The sequence below is a fragment of the Dapis purpurea BLCC-M126 genome, assembly GCF_050015975.1.
Lineage (GTDB): Bacteria > Cyanobacteriota > Cyanobacteriia > Cyanobacteriales > Microcoleaceae > Trichodesmium.
Map to the genome: position 1 here is coordinate 40,993 of NZ_JBNHER010000219.1, position 17,497 is coordinate 58,489.

At 33.0% G+C, this 17,497-nt stretch carries 13 protein-coding genes; 5 read left to right on the forward strand and 8 right to left on the reverse strand.

Translation table 11 applies throughout. From position 1 onward, the window contains the following. Positions 1 to 750: 750 nt before the first annotated feature. The 6 genes from ACP6PL_RS19570 to ACP6PL_RS19595 form a co-directional block, all read right to left on the reverse strand. Positions 751 to 1,116: a DUF1815 family protein gene (locus ACP6PL_RS19570; protein WP_426546949.1), complete on the reverse strand. Its 366-nt coding sequence runs from the start codon at positions 1,114 to 1,116 to the stop codon at positions 751 to 753. A gap of 905 nt (positions 1,117 to 2,021) precedes the next feature. Beyond that, the gene (locus ACP6PL_RS19575) at positions 2,022 to 2,234 is read right to left on the reverse strand and encodes a DUF2839 domain-containing protein (protein ID WP_426546950.1); all 213 of its coding nucleotides are present in this window, start codon (positions 2,232 to 2,234) and stop codon (positions 2,022 to 2,024) included. A 529-nt stretch (positions 2,235 to 2,763) separates the two neighbouring features. Beyond that, positions 2,764 to 4,302, reverse strand: a complete 1,539-nt coding sequence (locus ACP6PL_RS19580) for a helicase C-terminal domain-containing protein (protein WP_426546951.1) — start codon at positions 4,300 to 4,302, stop codon at positions 2,764 to 2,766. 5 nt (positions 4,303 to 4,307) lie between these two features. Beyond that, positions 4,308 to 5,825: a pentapeptide repeat-containing protein gene (locus tag ACP6PL_RS19585; protein WP_426546952.1), complete on the reverse strand. Its 1,518-nt coding sequence runs from the start codon at positions 5,823 to 5,825 to the stop codon at positions 4,308 to 4,310. Between the two features lie 1,151 nt (positions 5,826 to 6,976). Then, complete coding sequence (locus ACP6PL_RS19590; RefSeq protein WP_426546953.1) at positions 6,977 to 8,530, reverse strand: pentapeptide repeat-containing protein; 1,554 nt, start codon at positions 8,528 to 8,530, stop codon at positions 6,977 to 6,979. Between the two features lie 671 nt (positions 8,531 to 9,201). Then, the gene (locus ACP6PL_RS19595) at positions 9,202 to 10,755 is read right to left on the reverse strand and encodes a pentapeptide repeat-containing protein (protein WP_426546992.1); all 1,554 of its coding nucleotides are present in this window, start codon (positions 10,753 to 10,755) and stop codon (positions 9,202 to 9,204) included. Between the two features lie 36 nt (positions 10,756 to 10,791). Between ACP6PL_RS19595 and ACP6PL_RS19600 the strand changes: the two genes are divergently transcribed. After that, complete coding sequence (locus ACP6PL_RS19600) at positions 10,792 to 11,640, forward strand: prephenate/arogenate dehydrogenase (protein WP_426546993.1); 849 nt, start codon at positions 10,792 to 10,794, stop codon at positions 11,638 to 11,640. 146 nt (positions 11,641 to 11,786) lie between these two features. Here the strand turns inward: ACP6PL_RS19600 and ACP6PL_RS19605 are convergent, their stop codons facing one another. After that, complete coding sequence (locus ACP6PL_RS19605) at positions 11,787 to 12,824, reverse strand: AI-2E family transporter (RefSeq protein WP_426546954.1); 1,038 nt, start codon at positions 12,822 to 12,824, stop codon at positions 11,787 to 11,789. Between the two features lie 210 nt (positions 12,825 to 13,034). Here ACP6PL_RS19605 and ACP6PL_RS19610 point away from each other — a divergent pair, with 210 nt between their 5' ends. Together ACP6PL_RS19610 and ACP6PL_RS19615 are read left to right on the forward strand one after the other, a co-directional pair. Continuing rightward, positions 13,035 to 13,244: a hypothetical protein gene (locus tag ACP6PL_RS19610; protein ID WP_426546955.1), complete on the forward strand. Its 210-nt coding sequence runs from the start codon at positions 13,035 to 13,037 to the stop codon at positions 13,242 to 13,244. Between the two features lie 195 nt (positions 13,245 to 13,439). Further along, on the forward strand, positions 13,440 to 13,655 hold the full coding sequence (locus ACP6PL_RS19615; protein ID WP_426546956.1) for a hypothetical protein: 216 nt from the start codon (positions 13,440 to 13,442) through the stop codon (positions 13,653 to 13,655). 270 nt (positions 13,656 to 13,925) lie between these two features. Here the strand turns inward: ACP6PL_RS19615 and ACP6PL_RS19620 are convergent, their stop codons facing one another. After that, positions 13,926 to 14,477, reverse strand: coding sequence for a peroxiredoxin (locus ACP6PL_RS19620; protein WP_426546957.1), 552 nt, complete (start codon positions 14,475 to 14,477; stop codon positions 13,926 to 13,928). A 648-nt stretch (positions 14,478 to 15,125) separates the two neighbouring features. Here ACP6PL_RS19620 and ACP6PL_RS19625 point away from each other — a divergent pair. Further along, complete coding sequence (locus tag ACP6PL_RS19625) at positions 15,126 to 16,487, forward strand: peptidylprolyl isomerase (protein ID WP_426546958.1); 1,362 nt, start codon at positions 15,126 to 15,128, stop codon at positions 16,485 to 16,487. A 748-nt stretch (positions 16,488 to 17,235) separates the two neighbouring features. Beyond that, the coding region (locus ACP6PL_RS19630; protein ID WP_426546959.1) for a hypothetical protein at positions 17,236 to 17,497 on the forward strand (262 nt) is incomplete at its 3' end.

Consider the following 17,497-nt stretch of genomic DNA (forward strand, 5'->3'; position numbering starts at 1 on the left):
TTTCCTGAAGGCTTTACTTTTCCTCAAAAGATACGCTTAGGGGTTCTATATATATATTAAAGAAATGGGTTTCTAGATTCCCATCAGTAATTCCTGATTTACTTAGGAGTATTGCCCAGATATGTAATAATAATGGCATCATCTATCAATAAGTGTGATGAAATGTCTAGGTTTAATCCTCCTGTGATTACCTGAAGCAGAGTAGGTAGAGATGAGGTTTCCTGCAAATTCCCTATGAGTCAGGAACTTATATTTGTAAAAAAGTTTACTAAAATAGCTTTTCAGCTTGTGCCAATTTTAAACACTTGAATTGGGTATAGCTACAAATTATTCCATTAATTCTGAAAGGCGTAAAAAATCATCCATTAGCCTTAATTGATTTTTGGTTTTTCTTTTAGATAATGTATATTATAGATACAGTAAATTTCTGGAAGTGTAAAATCTGGGTTATATGAGTTTCAAAAAATACTACTACACAGTATTTGCTTGAAAGGAGTCAGGATTCAGAATGATAGATTCAGGAATTATGGATTCACAACATTTTTCGTGATTTAAAGTTAAACTCCCACTAATGGAGTAAAAACAGTCCCATAAGTTTAATAAATTCTTTATTCTGCCAATTATATAGTTTTAATTACAGGTTTATAGTTGGCAGGAAGTCTGTTATAAGTTTTGCATCTATTCTAATTTAACTATCTGGTTTAAATTTAGTATTATGACCACAATATCTAAACCAGAATAACTATTAGACTAAATGGCCTTATTGAGACTTAAGTCTTCCTCTCTAAGTTGATTAGGCTTTTGACAAGGCTGAATCTGATTTTTCACCAAATTAGCTAGTTCTTGTAACTGGCTAATTGCTTCAGCTCCTTCTAATTTCATTAATTCACGGTCATCTCGCATCTCTGTCCATGTAATTCCATAATCTGATACAAGGAAACGGATCAGATGATTTTCTCCCAGGCTGACCATAAATGATGCACTATTCATTTGACCTCCACAAGTGTAACAGGATGCCAAATATCCTCTATTTTCTAGCACAATTGCCAGAGCTTGTAAATTCATTACCAGGTCTTGTACAAATTGACGATGTTGTTCTGCAAGTCTCTGAAACACAATGATCCTCCTATCACCACAACCCTAGATTTTATACTTTGTTAAGTTTTTATAAAATTTTGCTGTTTAACTTCTGAAATAGTATAAACCTAATTATCTTTTATCGCATACCTATGAAATGGCCTTTAATACTATATCTCTTAACTTAACTGATAGGATTTTTAAGCAAAGTATCAACCACAACATTCAGCTAAATGCTTGTATTTTCTAGACTCAAGCTATTAAATTTAACTTCTCAAATCAGGGATTGAGAAACTCAAATTCGGAAATTATATAAATAATTAATTATCGCTATAAGTCAAATACTATCTAGACAAATTAATAGCTATAAGCAAGAGTTATTAATCGGAATCCAATCGTAGTTTTATTTAACTAAATCAAATCTAAGTTTTCCTAGGGGTTAATTATTTTTGCATTTGCAATTATTGAAGACTTTGGTATAAACAAAATATTTAGATTCAATCAGGATTTAGGAAGATAAAATCATGTTGATGCTTATTAATTTTGCTAATTTCAGTCCGATCTAGTTACTTCAAGTTATAAATAGCAAATGTTTAGTTTAGTAACCAACTATTGAATATTTGATTTTGTCAGTTGTTTTTTTTAATACGTATTCATGAGAAATTAATCTGGGGTCAAAATTATCATTCTTGATAAGATTTTGTCACAAATTTTCTCTTGATTTTCAAGATTAATAAATATCAATAATTTTAGCAAGTATTAATACTAATTTTTGCTTAATTATAAGTAGATATTCATTAATTTCATCAAACCAATATCCCGGAGAATATAATATTTTTAAGTATCTTAGCAATAGAACTAATTTTATTAATTCTTACCCAATTAAAAATCAGGAATTAGTTAAGATTTTTTTCTAACTTTGATCTACTAAGGTAGATCAAAACTTATTCAACTTGCCACCATCCAAAAGCAGGACCAATGAATCTAACTGTTAACCAGCCAAAAATAAGGAATCCAATACCAATCCATGCACCAGTTGTAGTTAACTGTATAAATTGTTGACTTTGACTTTTAGTAATTGGCAACCAAGAAATAAACCGTTCTTCTTGACCGTAATCTTCTCCTAGTGCTTCTTTACGACGCTTTGCTTCACCCATAGATTATCTCAACCTTTATTCTGTAATTTCTATCTAGATCATAACAATAATTATTAGTAAAAATAAAGTCAGTTTGTTAAATCTATTTAAAAATAGTATCAAAAAAGTTTACTTTAAGAATTAGTTCTTAATCTATTGATTAATCAAGCAGTACTAACTAAATTTATAGTTATCAAAATAATTGGGTCGCTCAACCCCGCCTTTTAAGGCAAAATGTTTTTGGAGGGTTGCTCTAATCCCCGTTACAAAAATGACTGTCTTGAGTGTGTCTTACATTCTGTTCGCGAAGCGTTTCCGCAGGAAACGGGGACCTCAGAATTACACACTCGCTTCTGACTTCTGACTTCGTTAAGGTTATCTACCTTCAGTTAAGGACTTCTTGTAGGGGATTCGTAGGTAGGGCGAGGCCAGGGAACCTTTGAATCAGACCAGTCCACCCTTGGGTTTCAGATCCAAAGGTCTAAATGATACAATAATTTTCTTGTAGTTCAATCCCCATAATCATTAATCCTAGTCCCTATTCCCTTCTTCAACTTAACCATGTAGTATCTAAGTAATCAATTTTGGCAAAGGGACTAAAAGCTGCTAAAACTTGCTTGCCATAACTACGATGAATCACACGACTATCCAACACAGCAACGACACCTTGAGATTCTCGCACAGAGGCAATAGCACGTTGCAACTCTTGTAGTGCCTTTGGTAAAAGGTATAATCTAAACCAATCTAAACCCCGTTGCTTATAAAAATTTACTCGTCCAGATACTAACGGATGTTCCAAAGATGGAAGGGGCAAAGTAGTAATTATTAATAATTTAGGTGCTTTGAGTTCTCTTTGATGTTGTTGCCAAAACTCCCAACCAGTAATTAAGATTCCATTTTCTTCAGGAGAAACAGTTTCCACTTGAACTCGGGAACCAAATTCAGAGGCCAAAATAGCACCCACTTGATTTTTAAGTGGTACATCTCCGATGAGGATCGCTATTAATCCATCAATAGCACTGGAACTGATATACAGTAAAGTCTGAATCTCTGCAATTAATGCTGCTTGGAATTGAGGTGTATTCGGCATTGGTAAGCCATTGGGCAAATATAGTTGAATCATCTCATTGCGACGATCAGGGGAAAATTTAACGCAGGTTAGATCCCCTAGCCCCATCATCTGTCTGTAGCTATAAGCTTGTGTTTCTAAGTCTAATGCTCCTCCAATAATTACAATAGGTTGTTTAGTCCAAATATTATTGAGAGCTTCAGCTAAATCATAAGGAGTGCAGTACAAAGAAAATGATCCCCTTTGGCGATGAATTTCTGCCCACCTTAGTTGTCCATTGCTTTGCCACTGAAACCAAAAATCATGATTCAAATGATTAGTCTGTAATTCCTCATTTTCTGAAGGCAATGACAAACTTTCGATGAGATTTTGTAAAATCTCTTGCTCATGTTGTTCAATTAAGTAGCAACTGTAGGGGTTAGCTGGATGTTGGAAGAGCGATCGCGTTAAGTTGATCCTTGTCTGACGAATTAAGTCAGTTTGAGCAGAATAAACTTCCATCAGTTGATTCCAGTCAGTAGGTAAAAAGCTAGTGGTTAAATAATTTTGTACCCAAGTTTCTAGATTATCTGCCCAATCAATAATTGTCGGAATACCTTTAGAAAACTGGTTATCCTGCCATTGGCTAACTAACCAAGCTTCGGGGGTCATTAGTAGTAGTCCATTAAAATCGGGGTCTTGTGGCGGATAGGTTTGGATTGCTTTATTAGGGATTGATGAACTAATCTGAGAGTGATTTGCTAGTAATCTAGGAATTTCGACAGTGAGTAAATGTTCTTGTACTGGCTGAGGAGCGACTAATATTGTTTTTCTTGGCCACATTAAGATTGGTAGCAGATAACTTAATTGATATTGTTGATTATGGCTACCTGGTGGAGAAGCTGTTTGAATTAAAGCACTACGCCCAAGTCGCAAAGCTCTTGCTACTAGCCGTGCCATAGTTAAATTATGAGGCCAGTAAGGTTGATTTTGCGATTGCAGGAAATTCAACAGGGATTGATGGACTTCTACTTCGATCACAGATTTTAACCAAAGTGATAAAAGCTATTAATAAAATCAGCTACCTTATTATCAGGGGGTAAAGAGAATTTTTGTTCATCTATATTTTTACAGATTTTTTTCCCAAAATCTGGATTGCTACTTACTACTAAACTCTTACCACTTGAATTATTTAAAATTAACTGAGTAGGGGCTGAAAAAAAAGTAATCTTGCGTCTAACAGAGTCAATAATTTTTTTAATTCTCTGATTTTTTTGGATGACTTGTTCCATACCGATTTCTAATTCTAAAATTTTGGCATTGATTTTTTGTAAAGGGTTATTTTTGACAATTTCTATAATGTTAACTTGAGCTTTTTTAGCATCAGCAAAAGGTAATATAGCTATAAATGCTAGTATAAATAATAGTTCATCACTGTCTACTCTAAAACTCAAAATAGTTCTTTGATAGTGAACTTCAATACTGGGAGGACGGTTAATAAAATCGTAATCCTTAGCCAAGTGATAGTAAGTTGTAGTAAGAGCCACATTAGCTTTCAGGTCTAAAGTTGAATCAACAATAATTTGAACTATTGGGGATTTGTGATTAAAAAATCTTTTAGATTCTGCTGATGATTTAAAGTGATAAACTTGACTACGATCTCCATCAGGACTAACATCAATCCATTCACAAACAATGTCTTCGGCCTTAAGATTTAATCTAGGAACTTCATAAAGTTTTGCTCCGGTTAAAATTGCTCCCGATAAATCTACTCCCACTAAATCAGCTCTGACTAAATTGGCTTCAGTTAAATCAGCATGAACTAGGCTAGCATTCGTTAATTTTGTATTAGTTAAATTCGCTCCACGAAGATTAGCTCCACTTAATTTAACATTACTGAGGTCAGCATCAGTTAAGTCAGCTCCATTGAGAATAGCCCATCTCAGATTAGCCCCATTAAATGTAGTATTCGTGAGATTAGCCATACTTAGATGGGCTTGTCTCAATTCAGAATTAGTAAAATTAGCCCCTTCTAGATTTGCTTTTGTTAGATCCGCATTATGAAGGTCAGCTTTTTCTAGATTACTTTTTTGTCCTAAAGCAAATCTGAGGTTCACGCCACTTAGGTTGGCTTCACTTAAGTTAGCTTCTGTGATATTCGCCTCTCTCATGTCGGCACCACTGAGATTGGCTTGGGTAAGATTAGCTAGAGTTAATTCTACTCTAACTAATTCTCCTTTAACTAAGGTAGCTTCTACTAATTGAGCTTCACTCAGATTAGCTCGGACTAGATTGGCCACATTGAGAGTTGCTTGATTTAATATAGCCTTTTTCATATTGGCACTACTGAGGCGGGCTATATTGAGATTAGCTTTCGTAAGATTGGCTTCACTAAGATTTGCACCACTGAGATTACAGACAAATAAAATAGCATTACTGAGATTAGTTTTGCTCAAGTTCATCTGACTCAGATTAACTTCTGTCAAGTTGATGGCAGCAAAATTTCTTTTTCCTTGTGCATATTTTTTGACTAATTCGTATCTTTTTAATATTTCTTCTGACATTTGTTATTGAGTAGTCAAGTTTACTAAATATAATAATTCTTATACTGGTGATGTACAAAATTCTAGGTGTTAGGGAATAGGGAATAGGGAAAAGAAAATAAAAAAGAAAAGTTTACTTCACGCTTCCTGCGAAACCCTATAGCTTTTTCAATTGTTTTAAGATGACTATAATTAGAGCGTATTTGTCAATAAAAAATTAAACCTGTGTATAAGCTGGTTCATTAATGGATAATAGATAATTACCTCTGGTTAAAACCGTAACGGAATTGAATATAAGGAAATATCCTAGCACTTTTCTCTTGGTTGATTGGATATGGCGTTTAGCTAGCGCACAACTTTCCTATCGGAATGCTAGCGCAAACGCACTTCGGCTGTCGCTGACATGAAAAGCGGAGCGGCTCTATGAAGAGGGGGAAACCTCGCCATCCCATCCTTCGGAATGCTCCGAAACAACTGCTTTTTCCTCTATCCAATGAGAGTCTTTTAACCAAGGTATTTAATTAATAATTATTAATTATTCGGTCAAGGTAGAAATCAAGGGTTTTTAACTTCGTGATTTAATAAATATCTACTGACATACCCTATTCTCTATTTCCTATAAACAAAGTTTTTTAACATTCTTTTATCAAATTGCTATTAAATTATTTCGGGATTTGGCTCTTTTACAGATTTATTACTATCAGTATGATAAATTACAGCAGTTTTCATTCTAGTAGAACAAAGTAGGGACGTTCCATTGAACGTCCCTACAAGGGTTATCGTTTTGACTATATAATTCATCTACCTGAAAACCTATATAAAAAAATGATTCAGGTACTTTTAGCCAAAACCTAATACCAAACATTACTGATTTTGACTATGTTTTCTTTATTACTTGGTATTTAAAAATGTTAACTTATCACTCCTGACGACAAAAAATATTTAGTAAAACTTTTGATATTTGGTATTATACCAATTCCCAAAAATAATGCAATACCTTCTTTAAAACTAATAAAACATAGGATTAATGCATGGAAATTGGTATTATTCGCTTGAACTATACTTCCTACTCTCAGGAGAATGTAGCAAAATTTTTGATATTTGGTATTAGAAATTTTTTCAAATTAGTTTTTCGCCTTAATTAGCTCCAAACTCTATACCTTGAAATTCAATTATTCAGCAAGATTTTTGACAAATAATACTAAGCTTTTATAAAATTCTTGATTATCTATAAAAGAGTTAACTAAGTATTCTTGATTTATGTCTTTTTTGATGAAAAAATTAGAGATGGCTTCGCTATAACCTAAACTATTTGTTAGACAAAAATCTTCTCCTATTGAATTAACTATCTTAATTTTAAGAAGGGAACTAAAAAACTTTAAATTTTGTATTTGAGGAGGTTGAGTATTATTAGCTTTTAGTTCATCAATTATTCTTTTCATTTTATTAAGGCTTACCCTAATCTTCGCAAAACGATTGGATGTTCTAACATCTAAATTTCTAGAGTAGTATTGGGAAACTTGATCGATTAATTTGAAAAAATAATTTTGAGTTAATGTAGATACTTTAAATGGATAAATCATTAGATATGCAGTAGGAAATAATTGCTCATCTTTATCTACTCGAATTGATAATATAGTTTTTTTATAATTTACTTCAATATTAGGAGGTAATCCCAAGAGATTATACTGTTTATAAATTTGACGATAGATAGCAGCTAAAGCTAAATGAGAATCAGGATCTAAAGGTGCATCAACTTTAACTTTTATAGTGGGTTGACTAGCATTAAAAAAAAGCTTAGATTGTTCTGGAGTCAAGTTGATAATTTTGCTACCATCACCATTGAAACTCATATCAACCCAATTACAAGTAATATTTTCCGCAGTTATCCTAAATCGTGATACTCCATAGAGCTTACTACCTGTTAGGGTTGCTGATGTTAAATCTACTCCTTCGCAACTAACATGAATTAAATTACTTTTGGTTAAATCAGCATTAACTAAAACAGCATTAGACAAATTAGAATTATGCAAGTTTGCCCCATGTAAATTTACGCTATTGAGTATAGCTGAATCAAGATTAGCTCCACTCAAATTAGCTCCTGTTAAATCAGCCTCTGTTAAGTTAGCTCCTTTAAAATTAGCCTGACTTAAATTAGAGAGAGAGAGATTAGCTTGTCTAAGTTCAGCATTATTAAAGTTCACTCCTCTCAAATCAGCTTTACCAAGATTTGCTTTATGTAAATTAGCTCTTTCTAGGTTAGCATCAGCTAGGCAAGAACTTCGTAAACGAGCAGAATGTAAGTCTACTAATTGTAGGTTAGCTTGTTTTAAAATAGCTTCTCTTAAATCAGCCTCTGCTAAATTAGCACCTTTGAGATTAGCATTACTCATATTTACCCGAATTAATTCTGCTCTAATTAACTTAGCTTCAATTAATTCAGCATTGCTTAAATCAGCTTGAATTAGGTTAGCAAGATTGAGATTTGCACCGTTAAGTTTGGCATTAGTTAGATTAATTTTAGTAAGTCTGGATACATTTAGTTTGGCTCCATTTAGGTTGGCTTCACTAAGATTAGCTTCACTGAAATTAGTCAGATTTAATACTGCTTGACTTAAATTAATCTGGTTGAGATTAACTTTGCTAAGATTGGCTTCACACAGAATAATACCTGTAAAGTTTTTTTCTCCTTTTGTGTATTGTTGAAGTATTTCTTCTCGATTCATATTTTTAGAATATATTTATTTGAAAGTTGATTTTTTTGCTCTGATCATAGATTTGAATAGTTAAAATATACTATTTTTACTTTACTGTATTTCTAGGGAAATAAAAAAATAAAATCTTTGATATTGTTTGACTTTATTTTTTTTACATTATACAGTCTATTATATGTAAATATCGTACAGTAATTATAGTATATTATCCTAACAAAAATGAATCGTTAATTTGAAACTTAAAAAAACTTGTATTTAACCTACTGCCACTGTATGTCATACACCACATAATGGACTTTAATATTCTATTAATTTAATTTGAAATAATAAAAAATATTGAATTTATGTAGAGATTCTGTATGCAGTATTTTCTATTTATAATTAATTTACTAATCTTGACTGCAAATTAAGGGTTGCTCTGAATATCACTGATTATTTTTTGTACACAGTTATATAATTTTTATTCCTTCTCTATGAATTGATTCTAACTTAATTTTTTCCTTCTTCTTTACCTGTATTATTTCTAATATTATTTTTTACACATTAGCTTGTATAATATTAGTTTTATTAATTAAGTGACTAGTTCAAATTAGCCTTGAAAGATAAAAAATAATAGCTGAGGAATTAGTTATTCATACTTATATTTCCATATTTACTCAAAAATTATTCTCTAAAGATTAAATTTATGATTTATGAAAGCCATCAATAAAATCAATAATTGTATTAATAGAATATGGTTCTGTTTGAGGTACTTGAGTTATGGTTTCTACTTCACGATTTTGACTAACTTTATTTACTATTCGCTTACCAAATGTAGGATGATGGTAGACATTAAATTTTTGACTACTGGAATTAATTATAGTTATTCTTGTTGCTGTCTGAAAAAATTTAATTCCATTGCAAAATTTCAGCAATGCTTTGTCCTTCTTAATTTGATTAACTTGTTTAATTGATTTAGTTAAAACTGTACTTAACTGCCGAATTGTTTGAGCTACTACAGGAGTTAAATAATTTATATCTTGAGACTTAAGTATTTTCACAATACTGATAATATTCTCTTGGGTTTTAGTAGAATCATGAAAAGGTATAATAGCAATATAAGCAATAGCAAATAGCTTTTCATCACTGTTCATTGGAAACGAAATTATTGTTCTGCAAGAATTAACTTCTATAGAAGGAGGTTGATTTAGCTCTGGTAAATACTTACTGATTTGATAATATGTTGCAGCTAGAGCATAATGACTAGAACTATCTAAGGAACTATCAACAATAATCTTCACTTGAGGAAGAGTTTCATGAAAGAAACTTTTAATTTTGCCAGAATTAAGAGAATAAACTTGACTTTTATCTCCATTAGGACTTAAATCAAGCCACTCACAGCTTACTGCTTCTGTTTTAATTCCGAGACGAGAGGCGCCAAAAATTTTGGCTCCTGTTAAAGTTGCCCCCGTTAAATCTGCTCCAATCCAATCTACTTCAATTAAACAGGCACTTGATAAATTAGCATGAACCAGACTAGCATTTAAAAGGTTAGATTGGGATAAATCTGCTCTACTTAGATCAGCACCACTGAGTTTAGCATCACTGAGACTTGCCGACTTCAATTTAGCTCCACTTAAATCAGCCCAACGTAGGTTAGCCCCACTTAAATCAGCCCCATTCAAATTAGCACCAGTCAGATTAGTTTGTCTCAATTCAGCACCACTGAGGTCTGCACCACTAAGGTCTGCACCACTAAGATCTGCTCCTTGCAAGTTAGCTTCTATTAGATTAGATCCTGTAAGAGAAGCAAAACGCAGGTTAGCTCCCTTTAAATTAGCACCACTAAGATTAGTTTTTCTGAGTGTAGCTTCAACAAGACTAGCTCCACTTAAGTCAGCTAAAGAAAGATTTGCACCACTTAATTCTGCCCTAATCAACTCTGCTCTAATCAATTTAGCAGCAATTAATTGAGCTTTTTTCAAATTAACTAAAACTAGATTAGCTACATTTAAATCAGCGCCATTTAAGTTTGTGCCACTAAGATGCGCCCCGTTAAGTTTAGTGATATTAAGTTTAGCTTTACTAAGATTAGAATCAGTTAAATTTGCACCACTGAGATTGGCAACACTGAGGTTGACGCCACTAAGATTTGCGCCACTGAGATTAATCCCAGTTAAATTGGCCTCAAAAAGATTGAGGTCAGTAAAATCTCTTTCACCAGCAGCATATTTTTCTTGAAGTTCTTCGATTATCATTAGGGCGCACCCTTGTATCATACCCATTACATTATGATTAATATAGGTATTGTCGGATTAGGTTTAATTGGTGGCTCAATCGGATTGGATTTAAGAACCTTGGGTTATCGTGTTCTAGGGGTCTCTCGTCGAGAACAAACTTGTCAAAAGGCAATTGCTCTTGGAGCTGTTGATGAAGCTAGCTTGGAACTATCTATACTATCTATTGCTGATTTAATATTTATCTGTACTCCCATATCAGGTATTATTCCTACTCTAGAACAGCTTATTCCTTTTCTTTCTCCCTCTGCAATTCTAACTGATGTGGGTTCTGTTAAGACACCTATTCTCGAAGGTGTTTCTCAACTTTGGCCTAATTTTGTAGGTGGACATCCTATGGCTGGCAAAGCAGAAAGTGGGATTGAAGTGGCTCAATTGGGTTTATTTCAAGATAGACCTTATGTGCTGACTCCTAATGAAAATACTCCCCTGGAGTCTGTGGAGAAAGTTGAGGCAATAGCTAGGTTGCTCAAGAGTCAAGTTTATTTTTGTAACCCCCACGAACATGATCAAGCTGTTGCTTGGATCTCTCATTTGCCTGTGATGGCCAGTGCTAGTTTAATTTCTGCTTGTATGAGTGAGAGTAATGCTACTGTTGTTAAGTTAGCACAAGAGTTAGCTAGTTCTGGTTTCCGTGACACTAGCCGGGTGGGAGGAGGCAATCCAGAGTTAGGACGAATGATGGCCCAATATAATCGTTTAGAGGTTTTGCGATCGCTCTATTCTTTTCGTGACCAAATTGATGGGTTTATTCAAGATCTTGAACAAGAAGATTGGCAGACTATTGAAGAAAAATTAAGGTACACAGAGCAAAATAGAAGACTCTTTTTGCAGCATGAAATTTGAAATTTAAGAAGGAGTCACGAAAAAGAATGAATTAGTTTGGGATTTAAGATACAACAAAGCCATTGAGAAATACTATTAGATGATGAAATTAGCTTTTTTAATCTCCAAATTAATTATGCCTCTAGTAGATTGACTTATTGATTTTCCTATGGATTAAATTCTGCATAGTAGCGGAGATAATTAACAGTATTTTTGACAAAACCTGCCACAGGTACAGCGATTAATAAACCTAATACTCCCCATACTTGCGCCCCCACTAATAAACTTAGTAAAATCCAAACAGGATTGAGACCTGTAAACCCTCCTAGTATTCTAGGGGCAACAAAATTTTCAATTGCTTGTTCGATTAAGACTATCACAATTAAAACTTTTATTCCGAGCCAAAAATTTTCTAAAGTTATTAATAAACTGACGAGAGTTACACCCAAAGCAGTACCAAAAGGAACTAAAGTCATAAACCCAATTCCGATACCAAATAATAAACCAAAAGGAGTTCCTAGAAATAACAAACTTAGGGTCATAGAAACACCCATCAAACAAGCTAGTGTTGCTTGACCAATAAAATAATTTTCAAAATTTTGTCTAAATGATTTGCGGATATGAATCTCTAGGTGATTAGGGAACCAATTAAATATTCCATTCCAAAGACGATCGCCGTGTAGCATTAGATAAAAAGTAATAACTATGGTGATTAAAATATCAAAAATTCTACCTACTGTATTCAGAACAAAACTAATAATTTCTCCTGTAATATATTCCAACTGAGAAGATAAACTTTCTGTAAATCTGTTTGTCCAAACTGTGAAATTAATCGGTAATTGACGCTTAGATGCCCATTGGTCAAATAATTCTAATTGTTGATTTCCTGATTCGAGCCAACTAGGAAATTTTTCAATTAATCCAGTCAGTTGTTCTAATAGCAAGGGAATTAGAATAACTCCCAAAACTAATATTATTACTAATGCCACTAAAAATACTAAAATAACTGCTCTATGTCTTTTAACTCCATGTTTCTCTAAAAAAAGTACTGGGTAATCTAGCAGAAAAGAGAGTAATGTTGCAGATACAGTTATTGTAATTATTCGACTAAAATATTGGAATATTTGTAGTAAAGCCCAACCATTTATTACAATTATTGGTAATGCTAAGTACCAAAATAATCTTTTATTAAGTAATTTCAGCATAAATTAGTTTTTATAGGGAGTAGAAAAGAGAAAATACTATTGTATCAATGTCCTAACACTTTTTTGTAGTTCTATAAATAGTCAAAACCTGTTCAAATTGACTGAATTAAATTTATCAAAAGTAGTTATTTGTTTAGAACTTCTGTTGTGAATTTATGAATTGATTATAAAATTGGCAAGCAACAAAATCAATTATTGAAGAGGTAAAAAATGCCTTTGAGTAATTTCAAGACTATTGGTGAAGTTCTTAAAAAATTTCAATTTACTTACACTGAAGAAAATTTTATCAGCGAAATACCCTTTAATATTTCTGATTACTTCCGTGAAGATTTAGAACTTACCATACGGGATTCTGTTGTTGATAATTCAGAATTTGCTATCTGTGAAAATCTTATTTATCCCATTCTCAAGGAAGTTTAGAAAATCTACCGCCAAAATTTTATTTGATGGAGTCATCAATCTTTAAAGTTGTGATGAACAATTATCAGGATTTCCTGAATATATTTTGCCTAAAAGTTCGCCTTTAGGTAAAGTTTTTTTGATAGACCATATTTTATTTGAGTTGAAGCTAAACAAGATAACTTTGAAACAGATTCGGCACAATGTTTAGCAGAGATGATTGCTGCTCAAAGATTAAATAGAGAAAATACAATTATTGTTTTTAGTATTATTTCTAATGGTGTAACATGGGAATTTAGCAAATTAGGATTTGACAAATTTACTACAAATATTACTCCTTGTATTATCTATGAACTAGATAAATTATTTGCTGTAGTAAATTTTGTCTTTAAACAATGTGAAATACAGCCAGATAATTTAATTGTAATGTAAGGATTTCCTACCGGATGGTGCGAAACAGCTCTTAGCTATCAGCTATCAACCATTAATAATGAATAATTATTGTTAGGATTAACGAAGAAGTTTAAGAAGTAATAATATAGAGATGTTTAATAAAACATCTCTACTTTAATTATGATTTTACAAAATTTGATATAGCTAAGAAAGAATTGGTTTAGGACATAGACTGATGATAAATCTTAGACTAGGAAATGTTTTTCCAACTTTTCCCTGTTCCCTATTCCCTATTCCCTACTATATTAATTAACTCTGCTGCAATTCATCTAAACTAGCTAAAACTTCTTGACTATGAATAGGCGGTCTTACTCCTAGAAAAATTTCCTGCAACATTCCATCTGGGTCGATAATAAAAGTATGCCTCATTGAAAAAAAGTTTAGCCATGAACCGTAAGCTTTACTAACAGTTCCGTCAGTATCAGCTAACAATGGAAATTTTAAACCTTCAGAATCACAAAAGTCTGCGTGAGAATCTATATCATCTGCACTAACGCCTAAAATTTGAGCATTTCTAGAAATATATTTTGGTAAATCTTGCTGGAACCTACGCGCTTCAATTGTGCAACCAGAAGTAAAATCTTTGGGGTAAAAATAAAGCACTACCCACTCACCACGATAATCTGATAAAGAAATTTCCCCATCTCCTGTATTAGTCGGTAGGGTAAATTCTGGTGCTGGTTGGTATAACTCAGGTAGTTTACCTCCAAGTGCCCAAACATTGGGAATAAAGTTAAACCAAGTTATCAAAGCTAGACAAATAGCTAAAAATATGGTATTAAAATGCCGACGAGATGTCATAATTTATGATAAAAACTCTACTTCATATAAGTTTACATAAATTTGGGAACAAATTTTATGTAGAAAATTGCCTATGTATTGTCCCATTTAGATGAGGATCTAAATAGTTTGTCAAGATTGATTTGATGGGTAAGCTATTAAATTTTCTCCCCTGTCTTTCTAGTAACTGTCTTAACCAATTATTTGAAAATTGACTAAAAGATAAGGTCTCCAGCTTCCCCTAATTCTAGGGGATGAAAAAATCAACTTCAGTATTTAACTATTGCGCAACAGTTTTTAGATTTTAGATAAATTGGTAAGAGTAGTGATAGTGCTACCTACCACTAAGGGTTTCATGTCTCGCAGCAAAACGCCTAATGGAACTTCTCTATAAGGTTACACTTAATATAAAGATAATAGCTGTCAGTAAAATTCAGATCTAGATAAGAATTATCAAGTACATTGTTACAGAGAAATGGTATCAGGAAAAATATGGTTAAGCATTTCCTGCGGAATGCGGCGCAAACAACCATCAACTATTAGTCAGAAAGTGATTAAATTATTGTCAGGTACAAGTCGAATTAGTTATTGATAGTATTGAGAGAGAATTAAAATTTATTCTAAAATAAATAACTTGTACAAAAAAATTTCCGATTAAATTAAATAAAAATGGAAGAAAATTTACTGCAAATATCAGGTCTAGCAACAGTATTAATGATCATTGACAATCAAATCGTTACCATCGAGATTGATGGATTCAATGCACCAATAACTGGAGGTAATTTTGTTGATTTAGTAGAACGAAATTTTTATGATGGTGTGAGATTTCATCGTATAGAAAATCAACCACAATTTTCATTAGTTCAAGGAGGCGATCCTTTTAGTAGAAATCCAGATATCCCTTTGGAACTTTTAGGCAGTGGTAATTTTATCGATCCAATAACAAATCAATTTCGATTTATTCCATTAGAAATTAAGCCTTTAGGGCTAGGACAACCAATTTTTTACAATCAAATAGTTCCTCCTCCCGTACAATTACCAAATGTAGCAGGTGCTATTGGAATGGCTCGTACACAGGTTTTAAATTCAGCATCTTCTCAATTTTATATTCCCTTGAATGATGTATCAGTATTAGATGGTGGATTTGCCATATTTGGTAATGTAATAGATGGGTTAGATGTCATAGAAGAAATAGAATTAGGCGATAGTATTACTGCTGCTAGAGTTACACAAGGAATAATTCCTAGCCGAGTTTCACAAATTATTACTGATACATCCCTGCTCAATAATTTTATTAATATTGTTAATCGCGCTAATATCCCATTACCTATTGATTTTTTTCAAGTATTAACAGAAGGAGATGATATTTTTGAAATTTCTACAGAATTATCTCAAGAAGTATTTGGTGTATTGGGATTGGAAGGAAATGATGAAATTACAGGTTCAATAATTAATGATGTTATTAATGGTAATCAGGGAGATGATAGTTTAGATGGTAGAGATAGTTCCGATTATCTTCGAGGTGGAAAAGGATTAGATTTGTTATCTGGTGGTCTAGATGATGATCTTCTGAATGGTAATTTAGATAGTGATACTTTATTTGGTGATGAAGGAAATGATTTTTTACGAGGTGGTAAAGATAGTGATGTATTAACTGGTGGTGAAGGAAATGATATTTTAATTGGTGATGCTGGTACAGATAATTTGCTAGGGGAAGCTGGTGCAGATACTTTTGTTTTGGCAGTAATTGACAATGAAGAAGATAATGCTGATACGATAGAAGATTTTAATTTTTCTGAAGGGGATAGAATTGGTGTTTCGGAGCAAATATCTACTCTTTCTTTTATTCAAGAAGGCGATAGTACGATTATTCAAATAGAAGCTGAAGAAGAGGAAAATAATATTATTCTTGGTACTGTGAATAATTCAGTGGCAGAAGAAGTTAGAAGTGCGACTTTCTTTTTTGATTTTACTACTATTTCTGTCCCTGATGCACTACCTTTTGGAGATGCTGCTTTGAGAATTGGATAATTAATTTTAGCTATAAATTGAAAAGTTTAATAGCAGTAGTGGATTGTTTCATCTTAAATTGTAGAATGGCGCGTCAAGCTTGAAAATGTGGATTAAAAACCTAACCCCCTAACCCCCTTGGGGGGGATTTATCCCCTATCAAAAGCAGGAGAGCGGTTAGGGGAGAGGTCTTCGCTTGTTGCTCGCAACACACCATTTCAAGCTTGACGCGCTAGTAGTGGACTGACACGCCTTAAATGTTGCTTTATAAAAATGCTGGAATCTATCTATAGCAAGAATTTAGCCCGAAAAGCTAATGCACTATTTTAGGTTAAACAATCCAGTAGTGCACTGTTTCATCTTAAATGTTGCATTAGAAAATGAGGGGATGGGGGGATGGGGTGATGGGGGAATGGGGTGATTATCAGAAAAGCTAATGCACTATTTTAGGTGAAACAGTCCAGTAGTGTGTGTTAATGGAACAAAGTGGAGTCTAAGGCACCCATTTTTTGATAATTTTTTAGATGTGTTATACCAATTTTATAAATGTTTGCTACAAATACTAGTGGAGGATGGCAGAAATAACTGACCAGTTACTAAATCCTAAAAGCCTTACTAACCAATACTTTTGAATTTTAAATTATGACTTCCGCGTATTGTCTTTAATTTCATTAGCTTGTATTCCCACTTAAGTGAGGAGTCGAAGATAATAAAGTGATATAATATAATAAGGTAGAAAATTATGGACAATTAAGGAGTTAATCAACTAATGGACGAGAGAACACAAGAGTTTTTAGAACAACTGGGCTTACCCGACCTGGAAGGCCAAGATGTGGTAGTAGAAATGGTGGTACAGAAGGTATCACAAGAAGATATTGAGGCTCAACAAGTAGATACTGAAGACCAACAAGAAGATACTGAAGCTCAACAAGAGGATACTGAAGACCAACAAGAGGATACTGAAGACCAACAAGAGGATACTGAAGACCAACAAGAAGATACTGAAGCTCAACAAGAGGATACTGAAGACC